The sequence below is a fragment of the Pseudomonas sp. KBN10P06128 genome (assembly GCF_037574945.1).
In the GTDB taxonomy this organism is placed as follows: domain Bacteria; phylum Pseudomonadota; class Gammaproteobacteria; order Pseudomonadales; family Pseudomonadaceae; genus Pseudomonas; species Pseudomonas aeruginosa.
This window is the reverse complement of record NZ_JBBELR010000001.1, coordinates 1,798,439-1,813,692: the sequence shown is the minus strand read 5'-3', so window position 1 is coordinate 1,813,692 and position 15,254 is coordinate 1,798,439. Positions and strand designations below refer to the sequence as shown.

Annotated in this window: 15 protein-coding genes; 1 reads left to right on the top strand and 14 read right to left on the bottom strand. The window is 66.8% G+C overall.

All coding sequences use genetic code 11. The annotated features are described in order from the left end of the window. Nucleotides 1-48: 48 nt before the first annotated feature. Nucleotides 49-372: a hypothetical protein gene (locus tag VQ065_RS08425; RefSeq protein ID WP_073660254.1), complete on the top strand. Its 324-nt coding sequence runs from the start codon at nt 49-51 to the stop codon at nt 370-372. Nucleotides 373-392: 20 nt separating this feature from the next. Here VQ065_RS08425 and argR read toward each other — a convergent pair whose 3' ends face one another. From argR to VQ065_RS08355, 14 genes are all read right to left on the bottom strand, one after another. Then, complete coding sequence (gene argR / locus VQ065_RS08420; RefSeq protein ID WP_003085944.1) at nt 393-1,382, bottom strand: transcriptional regulator ArgR; 990 nt, start codon at nt 1,380-1,382, stop codon at nt 393-395. Between the two features lie 32 nt (nt 1,383-1,414). Further along, entirely contained in the window at nt 1,415-2,179 is a 765-nt protein-coding gene (aotP, locus tag VQ065_RS08415) for an arginine/ornithine transport ATP-binding protein AotP (RefSeq protein ID WP_003085940.1), read from the bottom strand. Between the two features lie 18 nt (nt 2,180-2,197). Then, nucleotides 2,198-3,310, bottom strand: coding sequence for a M14 family metallopeptidase (locus VQ065_RS08410; protein ID WP_003085938.1), 1,113 nt, complete (start codon nt 3,308-3,310; stop codon nt 2,198-2,200). 13 nt (nt 3,311-3,323) lie between these two features. Further along, nucleotides 3,324-4,022 carry an ABC transporter permease gene (locus tag VQ065_RS08405; protein WP_003085936.1) on the bottom strand — a complete coding sequence of 233 codons (699 nt, stop codon included), beginning with the start codon at nt 4,020-4,022 and terminating at the stop codon, nt 3,324-3,326. Between the two features lie 16 nt (nt 4,023-4,038). After that, nucleotides 4,039-4,728, bottom strand: coding sequence for an ABC transporter permease (locus VQ065_RS08400; protein WP_003085934.1), 690 nt, complete (start codon nt 4,726-4,728; stop codon nt 4,039-4,041). Nucleotides 4,729-4,846: 118 nt separating this feature from the next. Beyond that, nucleotides 4,847-5,626 (bottom strand): ABC transporter substrate-binding protein, encoded by a 780-nt coding sequence (locus VQ065_RS08395; RefSeq protein ID WP_003085932.1) that lies wholly within the window; start codon nt 5,624-5,626, stop codon nt 4,847-4,849. Between the two features lie 540 nt (nt 5,627-6,166). Continuing rightward, entirely contained in the window at nt 6,167-8,122 is a 1,956-nt protein-coding gene (acs, locus tag VQ065_RS08390) for an acetate--CoA ligase (protein WP_003110260.1), read from the bottom strand. Nucleotides 8,123-8,304: 182 nt separating this feature from the next. Beyond that, nucleotides 8,305-9,588: a C4-dicarboxylate TRAP transporter large permease protein DctM gene (gene dctM / locus VQ065_RS08385; RefSeq protein WP_003085927.1), complete on the bottom strand. Its 1,284-nt coding sequence runs from the start codon at nt 9,586-9,588 to the stop codon at nt 8,305-8,307. After that, nucleotides 9,585-10,223 (bottom strand): TRAP transporter small permease, encoded by a 639-nt coding sequence (locus VQ065_RS08380; RefSeq protein ID WP_023098808.1) that lies wholly within the window; start codon nt 10,221-10,223, stop codon nt 9,585-9,587. The genes dctM and VQ065_RS08380 overlap by 4 nt, the downstream gene beginning before the upstream one ends. Before the next feature lie 48 nt (nt 10,224-10,271). Beyond that, nucleotides 10,272-11,267, bottom strand: coding sequence for a TRAP transporter substrate-binding protein (locus tag VQ065_RS08375; RefSeq protein ID WP_003114244.1), 996 nt, complete (start codon nt 11,265-11,267; stop codon nt 10,272-10,274). A gap of 113 nt (nt 11,268-11,380) precedes the next feature. Continuing rightward, the gene (locus VQ065_RS08370; protein WP_003085920.1) at nt 11,381-12,208 is read right to left on the bottom strand and encodes an HpcH/HpaI aldolase/citrate lyase family protein; all 828 of its coding nucleotides are present in this window, start codon (nt 12,206-12,208) and stop codon (nt 11,381-11,383) included. Nucleotides 12,209-12,218: 10 nt separating this feature from the next. After that, entirely contained in the window at nt 12,219-13,421 is a 1,203-nt protein-coding gene (locus VQ065_RS08365) for a CaiB/BaiF CoA transferase family protein (RefSeq protein ID WP_003085918.1), read from the bottom strand. A gap of 55 nt (nt 13,422-13,476) precedes the next feature. Next, complete coding sequence (locus tag VQ065_RS08360; RefSeq protein WP_003085916.1) at nt 13,477-14,829, bottom strand: MmgE/PrpD family protein; 1,353 nt, start codon at nt 14,827-14,829, stop codon at nt 13,477-13,479. A gap of 38 nt (nt 14,830-14,867) precedes the next feature. Then, nucleotides 14,868-15,248, bottom strand: coding sequence for a VOC family protein (locus tag VQ065_RS08355; protein WP_003085915.1), 381 nt, complete (start codon nt 15,246-15,248; stop codon nt 14,868-14,870). Between the last annotated feature and the right edge of the window lie 6 nt (nt 15,249-15,254).

Sequence of the window (15,254 nt, the reverse complement as noted above, 5' to 3'; positions counted from 1 at the left end):
TTCGGAAATGCGACAGAAAGCATCGGGAAGGCGCAGTGTAAACGCGCGATGCACTCGGGTGCATACTTCTTCTACGCCGCCACGCGGGCGGGAACAGCAGGGAAACAAGCCATGCCCATCGAGGGAATCGACTACCGTCTCGTCTTCGCCTCCGACCTCAATCCGCGCGACGGCCTCGGCCTGGAGTGCTGGCGCGGCGAACAGCCGCTGTTCGAGGTCTTTCGCGACGACGCCGGCCGGCGTTTCGTGGTCAACCTGTTCGCCAGCGACGTTCCGCTGGAACTGCTGGAGGCGATCATTCCGACGGCCCGTCGCGAACTCGGCGACTTTCCGAGGCGATCCGCCTTCCGGGGCGTCGCAAAGCCCGACTGAAAACGCCGCGCCGTTGGCGATCAGCCGCGTTCGACGGGAGTGAAGGTCGTCTCGAAGGCGCTGCCGCCGCGCCGCTGGTTGCGGTCCTCGCGCGGAGTGACGCCGAAGAAGTTGCGGTAGGCGCTGGAGAAGTGCGGCCCGGAAGAGAAACCGCAGGACAGGCCGATCTGGATGATCGACTTGCTGGTCTGCATCAGCATCTGCCGCGCGCGGTTCAGGCGCAGCTCCAGGTAGTACTGGCTGGGTACGCGGTTCAGGTATTGCTTGAAGATCCGTTCCAACTGGCGCCGCGAAACGCACACATGCTGGGCGATCTCGTCGGTGGTCAGTGGCTCCTCGATATTGGCTTCCATCAGCAGTACCGCCTGGGTCAGCTTCGGATGGCTGGAGCCGAGGCGATTCTTCAGCGGGATGCGCTGGCGCTCGTTGCCTTCGCGGATGCGCTCCACCACCAACTCCTCCGAGACCGCGCCGGCCAGTTCAGCGCCATGGTCGCGGGACAGCAGCGCCAACAGCAGGTCGAGTACCGCCATGCCGCCGCAGGCGGTCATGCGGTCGCGATCCCACTCGAACAGGTGGTTGGTGGCGATGACCTTGGGGAAGCGCTCGGTGAAGTCATCGTGCCAACGCCAGTGCACCGCGGCGCGATAACCGTCGAGCAGGCCGAGCTGGGCCAGCGGGTAGATGCCGGCGGACAGTGCGCCGATCGCCGCTCCCGAACGCGCCAGTTGCTTGAGCGCCAGGCCCAGCGCTGGCGACACCGCCGCCGGCGCCTCGTCGGCGACCAGGAACAGCCGCGAGCATTGCTCCAGCCTGCCGTTCCAGGCCGTTCCCGGCAGGCGCCAGCCCTCCTCTTCGGCCGGCGCTTCGGCGAGCAGGAACAGCGGCTCGTAGAGCGCCTCGGGGTGCAACCGCCGGGCCGCCCGCAGGGCTTCCTCGGCAAGCGATAGCGTCAGCGCGCGGGTGGCGGGCCAGAGGAGGAAACCGATGCGTTGGGGTTGGGCAGTCATGGGAGCAGCTTAGCCGGCCTCTGCGATGAATGTTACTTGAGGCTGCCGGAGAGGAACTGCTTGAGGCGGTCCGACTGCGGGTTGGCGAGGACTTCCTTCGGGCAGCCGTGTTCCTCGACCAGGCCCTTGTGCAGGAACACCAACTGGTTCGACACCTCGCGGGCGAAACCCATCTCGTGGGTCACCACCACCATGGTGCGGCCTTCCTGGGCCAGGTCCTGCATGACCTTCAGCACTTCGCCCACCAGCTCGGGGTCGAGCGCCGAGGTCGGCTCGTCGAACAGCATCACTTCCGGCTCCACCGCCAGCGCCCGGGCGATCGCCACGCGCTGCTGCTCGCCGCCGCTCATGTGCGCCGGGTAGGCGTCCTTGCGGTGCGCCACGCCGACCTTGGCCAGGTAGTGCTCGGCCTTCTCGATGGCTTCCTTCTTCGACACGCCGAGCACATGCACGGGCGCCTCGATGACGTTCTCCAGAGCGCTCATGTGCGACCACAGGTTGAAATGCTGGAACACCATCGACAGGCGCGAGCGCATACGCTGCAACTGGCGAGAGTCGGCGGCCTTCAGCGCGCCGTCGCGGCCGGGCACCAGCTTCAGCTCCTCGCCGTTGAGCAGGATCTTGCCGGCGTGCGGCTGTTCCAGCAGGTTGATGCAGCGCAGGAAGGTGCTCTTGCCGGAACCGCTCGAGCCGATGATGCTGATCACGTCGCCCGCTTTCGCCGCCAGCGAGACGCCCTTGAGCACCTCGTGGCTACCGTAGCGCTTGTGCAGGTCTTGGACTTCCAGTTTGTACATGTGTGTGTTCTCGGCTAATCAGTCGCTGAGCAAGCGTCCCTGACGGATCGGTTGACGACCGGCCACCTTGGCCAGCCAGAGTCCCGGCTGCGCGTAGCGCATCCGTTCGATGGCGAAAAGCACGCCGGAAACCCCGGCGCACACGGTGCTGGCACGGTCGGCCAGGGGATCGATGACCTGGAACAGCGGTTCGCCCGCCTCCACCCATTCGCCCGGCCGGCGCAGGAAACTCACCACGCCGGTATGCGGCGCGTGGACGTATTCGGTGCCTTCGAAGGGCAAGCCTTCGCAGCAGGCTTCGGGCGCCGCCGGCCATTCGCCCTCGACGAAGCCCTGCTCGGCGAGGAAGGCCAGGATCGCCGCGGCGTTGGCCTCGGCCTGCTGCGCCGTGGTATCGGCCTGGCCGCCGAGTTCGACGGTGGTCGCCAGGCAGGCCAGCGGCAGCTCGGCGCGCGGATACAGGCGCGACAGGCGCAGCCACGGCACCGAGCAGGCCTCGTCGAAGGAACCGCCGCCGGACTCCTCGGCGAGCAGCCCGACAGCGGCGCCCAGGCGTGCGGCCAGGGAGGCGAAGGCGGGCCATTGCTGCGGCAGGGTATAGAGATGGATGGCGGCCTCGAAGTCGCAATGCAGGTCGAGCACCAGGTCGGCGTCGCAGGCGTGGCGATAGAGCAGGCGCTGCATGCCCTCCAGTTCCGAGGTCGCCGGCGGCAGGGCGTCCAGCGCCGCGCGCAGGGCCTGGCGGACCAGCGCGACATTGGCCGCCGGATCGCTGCCGAGACGCTCGCCGACGCTGTCGATCACCGCGTCCAGCAGGTCGGGGAAATCGCGGTTGAAGTTGCGCCCGCTACTCATTTCGAAGCGCCCCTGGTGCAGCGCCTGGATCATCTGCCCGAGACCGACCGGATTGGCCACCGGCACCAGCTCGACGGTACCGCGCAGGCGGCCTTCCGCCTCCAGCAGGCGCAACCGCTGCTTCAGCTCCCAGGCGGTGCGCATGCCCGGCAGCTCGTCGGCGTGCAGGCTGGACTGGATGTAGACCTTGCGCGCGCCGCAGCCGAAGCGGAACACGCTCAGGCGCTTCTCGCTTCCCAGGGTGCTCCACGGCAGCAGGTGGTCGATACGCTCCATGCGGTCCTCCGGATCAGGATTTGCGCGGCGCCAGGTAAGCCAGCCAGCGGCGCTCGGCAAGCTTGAACAGGCGCACCAGGATGAAGGTCAGGCACAGGTAGAACAGACCGGCGGTGATGAACGCTTCGAACGGCAGGTAGTACTGCGAATAGACGGTTCGCGCGGCGCCGGTGATGTCCACCAGGGTGACGATGGACGCCAGGCTGGTGGTCTGCAGCATCATGATCACTTCGTTGCTGTACTGCGGCAGCGCACGCCGCAGTGCCGATGGCAGGAGGATGCGGCGGTACATCTTCAGGCGCGACATGCCCATCGCCTTGGCCGCCTCGATCTCGCCATGGGGCGTGGCCTTCAGGCTGCCGGCGAGGATCTCGGCGGTGTAGGCGCTGGTGTTGATGGCGAACGCCAGGCAGGCGCAGAAGGACGCGTTCGACAGCCAGGGCCACAGCGCGCTCTCGCGCACCGCGTCGAACTGCGCCAGGCCGTAGTAGATCAGGAACAGCTGGACCAGCATCGGCGTGCCGCGGATCACGTAGGTGTAGAGCCAGGCCGGGAAGTTCACCAGCGGCTGCTTGGAGACCCGCATCAGCGCCAGCGGCACCGCCAGCAGCAGGCCGATCAGCAGGGAGATCGAGAGCAGCTTGAGGGTGACCAGCAGGCCGTCGAAATAGAGCGGAAGGCTGTCCCAGATGACGGAGAAATCGAAGATCACGATAGGGCCCCTTGACTCACAGTTCCGCGGTTTTCACGCCGACCGAATAGCGGCGTTCGAGCAGGCGCAGCAACAGCAGCGACACGCTGGTCACCAGCAGGTACAGGCCGGCCACGGCGAGGTAGTAGGTGAACGGCTCGCGGGTCGCATCGGAGGCCTGCTTGGCCTTGAACATCATGTCCTGCAGGCCGACCACGGAAATCAGCGCGGTGGCCTTGACCAGCACCAGCCAGTTGTTGGTGAAGCCGGGGATCGCCAGGCGGATCATCTGCGGCACCTGGATGCGGAAGAACACCTGGCGGTGGCTCATGCCGTAGGCGTAGCCGGCCTCGCCCTGGCCCTTGGGAATCGCCATGAAGGCGCCGCGGAAGGTCTCCGAGAGATAGGCGCCGAAGATGAAGCCGAGGGTGCCGACGCCGGACACGAAGGGATTCAGGTCGATGTAGTCGTCGTAGCCGAGTTGCGGGGCGACCCAGTTCAGCAGGCCCTGGCCGCCGTAGAAGATCAGCAGGATCAGCACCAGGTCGGGAATGCCGCGCACTACCGTGGCGTACAGGTCGCCGCACCAGGCCAGCCAGCGCACCGGCGACAGGCGGAAGGCCGCGCCCAGCAGGCCGAGGACGATGGCCAGGAGCATGGAAAGCAGGGCCAGCTGGAGAGTCAGCCAGGCGCCATCGACGATGGTCGCACCGTAGCCAGTGATCATCAAAACGGTACCTCTATGCAGCTAATGCAGCGCTAAAGCAGTGGCGTCCACTCAATAAAAAAGTGGCACAAACAGCGCGAGGCGTCGCGGACGTTTGTGCCACCTCTGACGGATAGCGTCAGTTCGAACCGTAGACGTCGAAGCTGAAGTACTTGTCCTGGATCTGCTTGTACTTGCCGTTGGCGCGCAGCGCGTCGATGGCCGCGTTGAACTTGCCGGCCAGCTCGCTATCGCCCTTGCGCACGGCGATGCCGACGCCTTCGCCGAAGTACTTGGCATCGGTCAGTTGCGGACCGACGAAGGCGTAGCCCTTGCCGGCATCGGTCTTGAGGAAGCCATCTTCGAGGTTCACCGAATCGGCGACCACCGCGTCGAGGCGACCGGCCACCAGGTCCATGTTGGCTTCCTGCTGGGAGTTGTAGCGCACCACTTCGACGCCGGCCGGGGTCAGTTCGGCGGAGGCGTAGCGGTCGGCGGTACTGCCACGCAGCACGCCGGCCTTCTTGCCCTTCAGGTCGGCCTTGGGATCGTTGAGGCTGGCGCCTTCCTTCATCACGAAGCGCGCCGGGGTGTTGTAGTACTTGTTGGTGAAGTCCACCGAACGCTTGCGCTCGTCGGTAATGGTCATCGACGAGAGGATCGCATCGATCTTGCGCACCTTGAGGGCCGGGATCAGGCCGTCGAACTCCTGCTCGACCCACTTGCACTGCACCTTCATCTCTTCGCAGAGGGCATTGCCGATATCCACGTCGAAGCCTGCCAACTGGCCGTCCGGGGTCTTCAGCGAGAACGGCGGGTAGGCCGCCTCGATGCCTATGCGCACCGGCTTGTCGGCGGCGAAAGTGGGCAGGGAGAGCACGGACAGCGCCAGGGCGCCGAGAAGTGCGAGCTTCTTCATCTGGAACTCCTTCGAAGGGGATGGCATCGATTGGCAGGAGAAATAGAACCTTGCCCAGGCTGCCGACGGATATGCGTGATCACCGGCTCTTGCGCATGGCGCCTTCTCGTGGACAGGGCGCCAGCTGGGGTGAGCGGCATTCTAGCGACAGGCCGAAAGTGGTTATTTCTTCAATGCGACAACTAATTATAAAAGCACCGAAGAGGGCATTCGGCGATATTGACAGGCAGCGACATTTGTGCCCGGAAAGCGCGAAGTGTAATCAATGAGTAAAGCAAATCTCAAGCCATAAATTGCCAATTCCTTCTCCTTCAATGGCTTGGCCGCTACGACTCGCCTCGACTGCTACCCCGTGTCGCACCTTTGCTGTGCGTGGCGTTTCCTCTCGCCCCAATTATGCGCAGGCGCGCATCACCGAAGTGTTACCGCCGCCCCATTCCCGGCTCGAGCCCATTCGAAACGCCCTCCTCCTCGGCCCGCGCCAAATGAAAGACCCCGCGCGGCTCGCACCGCGCGGGGTCGTTTCGGATCAGGCGGAATTCAGGCGGCCTGCATCGAGCGATGGGTCTCGATCAGGTGCTGAACCACGCCCGGGTCGGCAAGGGTGGAGATGTCGCCGAGGGTGTCGTACTCGGCCGCGGCGATCTTGCGCAGGATGCGCCGCATGATCTTGCCCGAACGGGTCTTCGGCAGTCCCGGCGCCCACTGGATCACATCCGGCGTGGCGATCGGACCGATCTCGCGGCGAACCCATTGCTTCAGCTCCTGGCGCAGCGCCTCGCTCGGCTCGACCCCGGAGTTGAGGGTGACGTAGACATAGATGCCCTGCCCCTTGATGTCGTGCTGCATGCCGACCACCGCCGCCTCGGCGACCTTCGGGTGGGCGACCATCGCGCTTTCCACCTCGGCGGTGCCCATGCGGTGGCCGGAGACGTTGAGCACGTCGTCGACCCGCCCGGTGATCCAGTAGTAGCCGTCCTCGTCGCGGCGCGCGCCGTCGCCGGTGAAGTACATGCCCTTGAAGGTCTTGAAGTAGGTGTCGACGAAGCGGTCATGGTCGCCGAACAGGGTCCGCGCCTGGCCCGGCCAGGAGTCGAGGATCACCAGGTTGCCCTCGGCGGCGCCCTCGATCAGGTTGCCGAGGTTGTCCACCAGTGCCGGAACCACGCCGAAGAACGGCTTGGCCGCGGAGCCCGGCTTCATCGCGTGGGCGCCCGGCAGCGGGGTCATCAGGCAGGCGCCGGTCTCGGTCTGCCACCAGGTGTCGACGATCGGGCAGCGCGACTGGCCGACGGTCTCGTAGTACCACTGCCAGGCTTCCGGGTTGATCGGCTCGCCCACCGAACCGAGCAGACGCAGGCTGGAACCGTCGGCACCGGCCACCGCCGCCTTGCCTTCGGCCATCATCGCGCGGATCGCGGTCGGCGCGGTGTAGAGGATGTTGACCTTGTGCTTGTCGATGATCTTCGCCACGCGGGTCACGTCGGGGTAGTTCGGCACGCCCTCGAACAGAATGGTGGTGGCGCCGTTGGCCAGCGGGCCATAGACGATGTAGGTGTGGCCGGTGACCCAGCCGATGTCGGCGGTGCACCAGTAGACTTCGCCCGGACGGTAGTCGAAGACCCGCTCGTGGGTCAGCGAGGCGTACACCAGGTAGCCGCCGGTGGTATGCAGCACGCCCTTCGGCTTGCCGGTGGAGCCGGAGGTGTAGAGGATGAACAGCGGGTCCTCGGCGCCCATTTCCTTGGGTGCGCAAGTGCTGCCGGCAACCTTCATCAGGTCGTCGTACCAGACGTCGCGGTGCTGGTTCCACTTGATCTCGGCGCCGGTACGCTTGCAGACGATGATCTTCTGCACGCTGGAGGTTTCCGGGTTGGTCAGGGCGTCGTCGACGTTGGCCTTCAGCGGAGTACGCTTGCCGCCGCGCACGCCTTCGTCGGCGGTGATCACCACCTTCGACTTGCAATCGATGATGCGTCCGGCCAGGGCCTCGGGGGAGAAGCCGCCGAAGACCACCGAGTGGATCGCGCCGATGCGGGTGCAGGCGAGCATGGCGACCACGGCCTCGGGGATCATCGGCATGTAGATGGTCACTACGTCGCCGCGGTGCACGTCCTGCCCGCGCAGGGCGTTGGCGAACTTGCAGACCTGCTCGTGGAGCTGGCGGTAGGTGATTTCCTGGTGGTCGGCGGGATCGTCGCCTTCCCAGATGATCGCCACCTGGTCGCCGCGTTCGGCGAGGTGACGGTCGAGGCAGTTGTGCGACACGTTGAGGGTGCCGTCGGCGAACCACTTGATGTCCACGTGATGGTCGTCGAAGGAGGTCTGCTTGACCTTCTCGAACGGCTTGATCCAGTCGATCCGCTGGGCCTGCTCGCGCCAGAAGCCGTCGGGGTTGACGACGGACTGCTGGTACATCGTCTTGTAGGTGGCTTCGTCGGTGAAGGTCCGTGCCACCGCTTCCGGGTGCACGGGGTACAGGGATGCCGCAGACATGGCTTTAACCTCGGTACGTGAGTGTTGTTTTTGTTGTGCCCAGTTGTAGCGAGCGCACACCCCACGAACCATACGACCATGGTCTTACCACTGCGCGACAGCGCCGATCGTAGCTATAAGCCGCGCCGATCGTAGCCTTGCGCCGGGCGGCGGAGCGCGTCCCGCGCCCCGCCGCCGCGACCTCAACTCATGCCCAGCAGGCCCGGCAGCCACAGCGAGATCAACGGCACGTAGGTCACCAGGATCAGGAACAGCAGCAGGATCATCAGCCACGGCAGCGCCGCGCGGATGGTCGCCCCCAGCGGCATGCCAGTGACCGCCGAGGTGACGAACAGGTTGAGGCCCACTGGCGGGTGTACCAGGCCGATCTCCATGTTCACCACCATGACGATACCCAGGTGGATCGGATCGATGCCCAGCTTCATGGCGATGGGGAAGAAGATCGGCGCCAGGATCAGCACGATCGCCGAGGGCTCCATGAAGCTGCCGGCAACCAGCAGCACCACGTTGACCATCAGCAGGAAGCCGATCGGGGTCAGGCCTTCCTGCACCACCCATTCGGTGATCTGCTGGGGGATCTGCTCGGTGGTCAACACATGGGCGAAGAGCATGGCGTTGGCAATGATGAACATCAGCATGATGCTCAGCCGCCCCGACTCCAGCAGCACCTTGGGACAGTCGCGCAGACGCATGTCCTTGTACACGAACAGCGCGACGAAGGCCGAGTACACCGCCGCCACCGCCGCCGCCTCGGTGGGGGTGAACAGCCCGGAATAGATGCCGCCGAGGATGATCACCAGCAACAACAGGCCCCAGCCTGCACGGCGTGCGGCGGCCAGCCACTCGCGGAAGCTGGCGCGCGGCTGCGCCGGCAGCTTCTTGACCCGCGCGACGATGTAGATCACCACCATCAGGATCACCCCGAGCAACAACCCCGGAACCACCCCGGCGACGAACAGCTTGCCCACCGAGGTCTCGGTGGCAGCGGCGTAGACCACCATCACGATCGATGGCGGGATGAGGATGCCCAGGGTCCCGGCGTTGCAGATGATCCCCGCGCCGAAGGCGCGCGGATAGCCGGAGCGGACCATGCCGGCCACGGCGATCGAGCCGACCGCCGCCACCGTCGCCGGCGACGAACCGGACAGCGCGGCGAACAGCATGCAGGCGAGCACCGCAGCGATCGCCAGGCCGCCGCGGATATGCCCGACGCAGGCATTGGCGAAGTCGATCAGGCGCCGCGCCACGCCACCGGTGGTCATGAACGCGCCGGAGAGCAGGAAGAACGGGATCGCCAGCAGGGTGTAGGCCTCGGAGGTCTCGAACAGCTTGATCGCCAGCGAGCGCACCGAATCCGGGCTGAACAGCAGGATCGTCAGGGCGCCGGACAACCCCAGGGAGATGGCGATGGGCACGCCGATGAACATGAACAGGAACAGCAGCAGGAACAGGATCAGCACGGTCATGGACGGTTCTCCCCGGCCTCTTCGCCGGCCAGTTTGGAGGCCTCGGCGGCCTCGTCGGCGAGGCCCAGCCCGAGCTGGCGACCGCGCAACAGGTTGACGAGGATTTCCAGGTAGCGCAGCAGCACCAGGCCGAAGCCGACCGGCACCACCACCGCGATGTAGGCCTGGAGGATGCCGAAGTGGTCGAGGTCCTCGGCGCCGATGCCGGCGACGAACAGGGTCTTCACCCAGTCGTAGCTGGCGACCATGAACAGCCCGGCGTAGCCCAGGCAGCAGAGGCAGGCGAGTATCCCGATCAGGCGCTGCAAGGGACGCGGCGCCAGGCGCACCAGGGCATCCACCCCGAGGTGGCCGGCGGTGCGTACGCCGTAGGCGATGCCGAGGAAGATCAGCCAGCCGAACAGCGCCTTGGTCAGCGCGTTGCTCCAGGACATATCCTGGGCTACCCCGAGGATCGCGTCGCCCATCGAGTACAGCGGAGCCCGCAGTGTCGGCAGGCGGTCGCCGAGGTCGTAGAACAGGGTGAAGACGTTGGTCATCACCACATAGAGGAAGGTCATCAGCGTCATCGCCGCCAGCAGGAAGGCGATAGCGCCCTCCTCGAAGCGGTTCCAGACGCGCACGAGTCGATTCATCGCAGCGTTCTCCACAATGCCCCGCCCGGCCGGGCGGGGCCGGACGGGTCAATCGGGACGGTTGGAAGCTTCGGCGGCCTGGAGCAGATCGGCACCGACATTGCCGCGGAATTTCTGCCATACCGGCTGCATCGCCTGGCGCCAGTCGGCGCGCTGCTGCGGGCTCAGGGTATGGATCTCGCTGGCGCCACTGGCGAGGATGCGCTGGCGGGCGTCGCGGTTGAGGCGCTCGGCCTCGAGGTTCACCTGCACGGTGACCTCGTCCATGATCCGCTGCAGTTCTTCGCGGATGTCCGCCGGAAGGCCATTCCAGAACTTCGCGTTGGTGATCACCATGTAGTCCACCAAGCCGTGGTTGGACTCGGTGAAATACTTCTGTACCTCGTTGACCTTCTGGCTCTCGTAGTTCGACCAGGTGTTCTCGGTGCCATTCACCACGCCGGTCTGCAAGCCCTGGTAGACCTCGGCGAAGGACATCTTCCGGGAGATCGCGCGGAGCTGGCGGAACTGCTCGTTGAGCACGTCGGACGCCTGCACGCGGAATTTCAGCCCGCGCGCGTCTTCCGGCTCCAGCAACGGGCGATTGGCGGAGAGCTGCTTCATCCCGTTGTGCCAGTAGGCCAGGCCGAGGATGCCCTTGCCCTGCATGCTGGTCAGCAAGGCGCGCCCCTGCGGGCTGCGCTGGAAGCGGTCGACCGCCTGGATGTCGTCGAAGAGGAACGGCAGGTCGAAGATCTGCACCTTGCGCGTGTACTGCTCGAACTTGGCCAGGGACGGCGCCAGCATCTGCACGTCGCCCAGCAGCAGCGCCTCCATTTCCTTGCCGTCGCCGAACAGCGACGAGTTGGGATAGACGTCTACCTCGACCCGGCCGCCCAGGCGCTGTTCGACGAGTTTCTTGAACAGCAGCGCGCCCTGGCCTTTGGGCGTGTTTTCCGCGACCACGTGGGAGAACTTGATGACGATCGGCTGCGCGGCATTCGCCAGGCAGGAGCCACCGATCGCCAGGGCGCACAACAGCGCCCGTACCATCGTCTTGAACATTTCGTGACCTCAGATTGTTGTTGTGCTTTCGAGGTATCGACGAGCCTGACGCAGCCGGCGCGTTCGGAGAATTCGCCATTGCTCAAGCCCGCGTTCGCGTCTGTCGAACGCGTTCAGCCACCCTCCCCGGCCCGCTCCAGCAGGCGTCGCGCGCGCCCCAGCACCGGCGCGTCGACCATCTCGCCGTCGACCACGAAGACGCCGGCACCGGAGGCGCCGGCCTCTGCCACCCGACGCGCCCACTCCAGTTCCGCGGGACTCGGCATCAATGTCTGGTGGATCGGCTCGACCTGGCTCGGATGGATGCACAGCAACCCGCCGAAGCCCATGTCGCGAGCGAAGCGCACTGCCTCGACCAGTCCGGCACGGTTCTGGATCGCCGGATAGACGCCGTCCAGCGGCGGCGCCAGGCCTGCCAGGCGCGTTTGCAGGAGCAGTGCGTAACGGGCGTGACCGAGAATCTGTTCGGCTGCGTTGCTGCCGCTGTTGAGATCGAGGTCCAGGGCCAGGTCGAGGCTGCCGAAGGACAGCCGCTCGACCCCCGCGGCGGCGGCGATCTCGCCCAGCGCGGCAAGGCCGCGGGCACTCTCGACGATGGGCCAGACCGGCTTGCCGCTGGCCACGGCGGCGTGGCGCACCTGGGCGGCGCTCTCCACTTTCGGCAGGAGCAGGCCGATCACTCCGGCGTGGTCGCGGCACAGCGCCAGGTCGTCGGCATGCCCGGGATGCTCCGCCGCGTTGATCCGCACCAGCACCCGGGCTTCCGGCGTATCGACGAGGAAACGCCGGAGATTGGCCCGCGCCTCGACCTTCAGCCCCTCCTCCACCGCATCCTCGAGGTCGACGATGACCCGGTCGGCGCCGCTGGCAAGGGCCTTGGGGATCCGCTCCGGGCGGGTCGCCGGGACGAACAGCGCGCTGCGCACGATCTGTCGGTTCATGTCCGCCTCCTCATACCGTTCCGGTCGCGCGCAGGCGCTGGATATCGGCCGCGGTACAGCCCAGTTCGGCAAGCAGCGCGTCGCTGTCGCCGCCCAGCGCCGGCACCGCATCCATGCGCGGAACGAAGGCGCTGCTGCTGGCCGGCGGCAACAACGCCGGCAGGCGCCCGGCCGGGCTGTCGATGGAGGTCCAGCGTTGCCGCGCCTGTAACTGCGGGTGCGCCCAGACCCCGGCCATGTCGTTGACGTGGGCGCTGGCGATCTGCGCCTGTTCCAGGCGCGCCACCACCTCGGCGGCCGGCAAGGCGGCGAAGGCTTCGACGATCAGCGCACGCAGCTCTTCGCGGTTGGCCGAGCGCTTGAAGTTCGCCGAGAAGCGTTCGTCGTCGGCCAGCTCCGGGCGGCGCAGGACCTTGTCGCAGAAGGCCCGCCACTCGCGCTCGTTCTGCAGGCCGAGCATCACTGTGCCGCCGTCGCCGGCGGGGAATGGCCCATAGGGGTAGATGGTCGAGTGCGAAGCGCCGGCGCGCGGCGGCGGCGGCGCGTCCTGGTAGGCGTAGTACATCGGGTAGCCCATCCACTCCACCAGGCTCTCCAGCATCGACACGTCGATGCGGCTGCCCTCGCCGGTGCGCTCGCGCAGCAGCAGGGCCGAAAGGATGCTGCTGTAGGCGTACATGCCGGCGGCGATATCGGCGATCGAACAGCCGGCCTTGGCCATCTCGTTCGGCCCGGCGCCGCCGGTCACCGAAAGGAAGCCGCCCTCGCTCTGGATCAGCAGGTCGTAGGCCTTCTTCTTCTCGTAGGGACCGCCTTCGCCGTAGCCGGAGATATCGCAGACGATCAGTCGCGGGAAGCGCTCGCGCAACGCCTCGTAGGACAGGCCCAGGCGCGCGGCGGCGCCCGGCGCGAGGTTCTGCACCAGCACGTCGGCGCCGGCCAGCAGCTTCTCCAGCAACGGCAGCGCCTCGGCCTGCTTGAGGTCGAGGCTGAGGCTCTGCTTGGAACGATTGGTCCAGACGAAGTGCGACGACAGGCCGTTGACCCGCTCGTCGTAACCGCGGGCGAAATCGCCGACGCCGGGGCGTTCGATCTTGATCACCCGCGCGCCGAGATCGGCCAGTTGGCGGGTGCAGAACGGCGCGGCGATGGCGTGCTCCAGGCTGACCACGGTGATGCCGTCGAGCGGGCGCGGTCGGTGGGATTGTGTCATGGGTCGGACTCCCTGCCCTCGTCCGTCGAAGACGAGGTGCGGCTGGTTCGGTTGATCAGATCAGCGGCGCTACGGAAGGCGCCTGGCGCAGGCCCCAGGCGCGCTGGATAAGGATTTCCGCCTCGGCGTCGGTGGCCGCGCCGGAGAACGCCAGCAGGCGGCGGAACTTGTCGGCCAGTTCGTCGCGGCTGAGGGTATTGCCGGGATCGCCCTTGGGTTCGTCGATGGCGGCGGTATGGCGCCGCCCTTCGCGATCCAGTACTTCGACCCGCCCGAGCCAGCGCTGCGGATAGGCGGCGTCGACCTCCGGGTCCAGGCGCATCTCGACCCGCTCGCGGAACGCTGCGACCCGCGGGTCGCTCAGCGCATGCCGATGGAACTCGCCGAGGCCGGCCTTGCCGTACACGGCGATCAGGCCCAGCACGGTGCCCATGGAGAACTTCGCCTGGTGCACGGTCTGCGGCTCGACCACCCGGCCGAGCACGTCGATGGCGCCCTGGTGGACCCGCGCGGTGACCGCGGCGATCTGCGAGTGATCGAGCCCTTCGCGCTGCATCAGCGCCAGCAGCGCGTCGGCCGCGGGATGGGTATGGCGGCACGAGGCGTGGAACTTGAACGAGGTTTCCAGCAACGCCCAGCGGCTGCCGAGGCGATCCACCAGGCGCTCGGGGTCGGCGTCGCTGGACATCCCGGCGGCCATCCCCTGCTCGCCTTCGAGGATGTGTCGCGCGCCGCTCAGGCCGTCGGCGGTGAGATAGGCGGCGAGCAGCCCGTCGGCGGCGGCCTTGGCGGTATGCAACTGCTTGGAATCGGCGGCGTCGCGGAGGAACTCCCAGAGCCCGGCGGCCTGGGTTCCGGCGCTGCCGAGCAGGTCGACGAAGCGCTCGCGGTCGAAGTCCATCAGCTTGCCCACCGCCACTGCCGCGGCGAGGGTGCCGACCGTGGCAGTGGTATGGAACACCCGGTAGTGGGAACGGCCGAGGAATTCGCCGATGCGGATGCCGGCCTCGTAGCCGGCCACCGCCGCGAGGATCAGCTCGGCGCCGCTGCGGCCGAGGTCCTGGGCCGCGGCCAGGGCAGCAGGGAAGACCACCGCCGCGGGGTGCAGCACCGAGCTGTTGTGCAGGTCGTCCTGCTCCACCACGTGGGAAGCCGCGCCGTTCACCAGGGCGGCGAAATACGGCGAGCTGCGCCGCCGGCTGGGCAGGATCTGCGCGCTACCGTCGGCCGGGCCCATGCGTTCGGCGTAGCGCTCGAACAATGGGATCGGATGCTGGCCCTTGCCGGCCAGCGCCGAGCCGAGCCAGTCGAGGAACAATTCTTCCATCCGCGCCAGCACCGCCGGCGGCAGGTCCTGGTAGCGCAGGCCGGCGAGAAAGCCGGCGAGTTGCTGGGTGTAGTCGGTCATGACCAACGCTCTCTTGTAGTTGTCCCGAGGCACGCGGCCTACAGCGGGTTGCTCAGTTCGATCAGGTTCAGGTCGGGGTCGCGCAGGTACAGCGAGAGGATCGGCCCGCCGGCGCCGGTGCGCTGCACCGGGCCCTCGAGGATTTCCACGGCCTGCTGGCGCAGTTGCTCGGCCACCGCCTCGAGTGGCGTGGCGACGATGAAACAGAGGTCGGCGGACCCTGGCGTAGGTCGCTCGGCCTTGGGTTCGAATTCGCCCCCGGCCTGGTGCAGGTTGATCTTCTGCGCACCGAAGGCGAGGGCCTTGCGACCCGCGCCGAAGGTAACGGCGCGCATGCCCAGCACGCGGGTGTAGAAATCGATGCTGGCGTCGATGTCGCGGACGGTGAGCACCAGGTGGTCGAGACGGTCGATCTGCATGGGCGG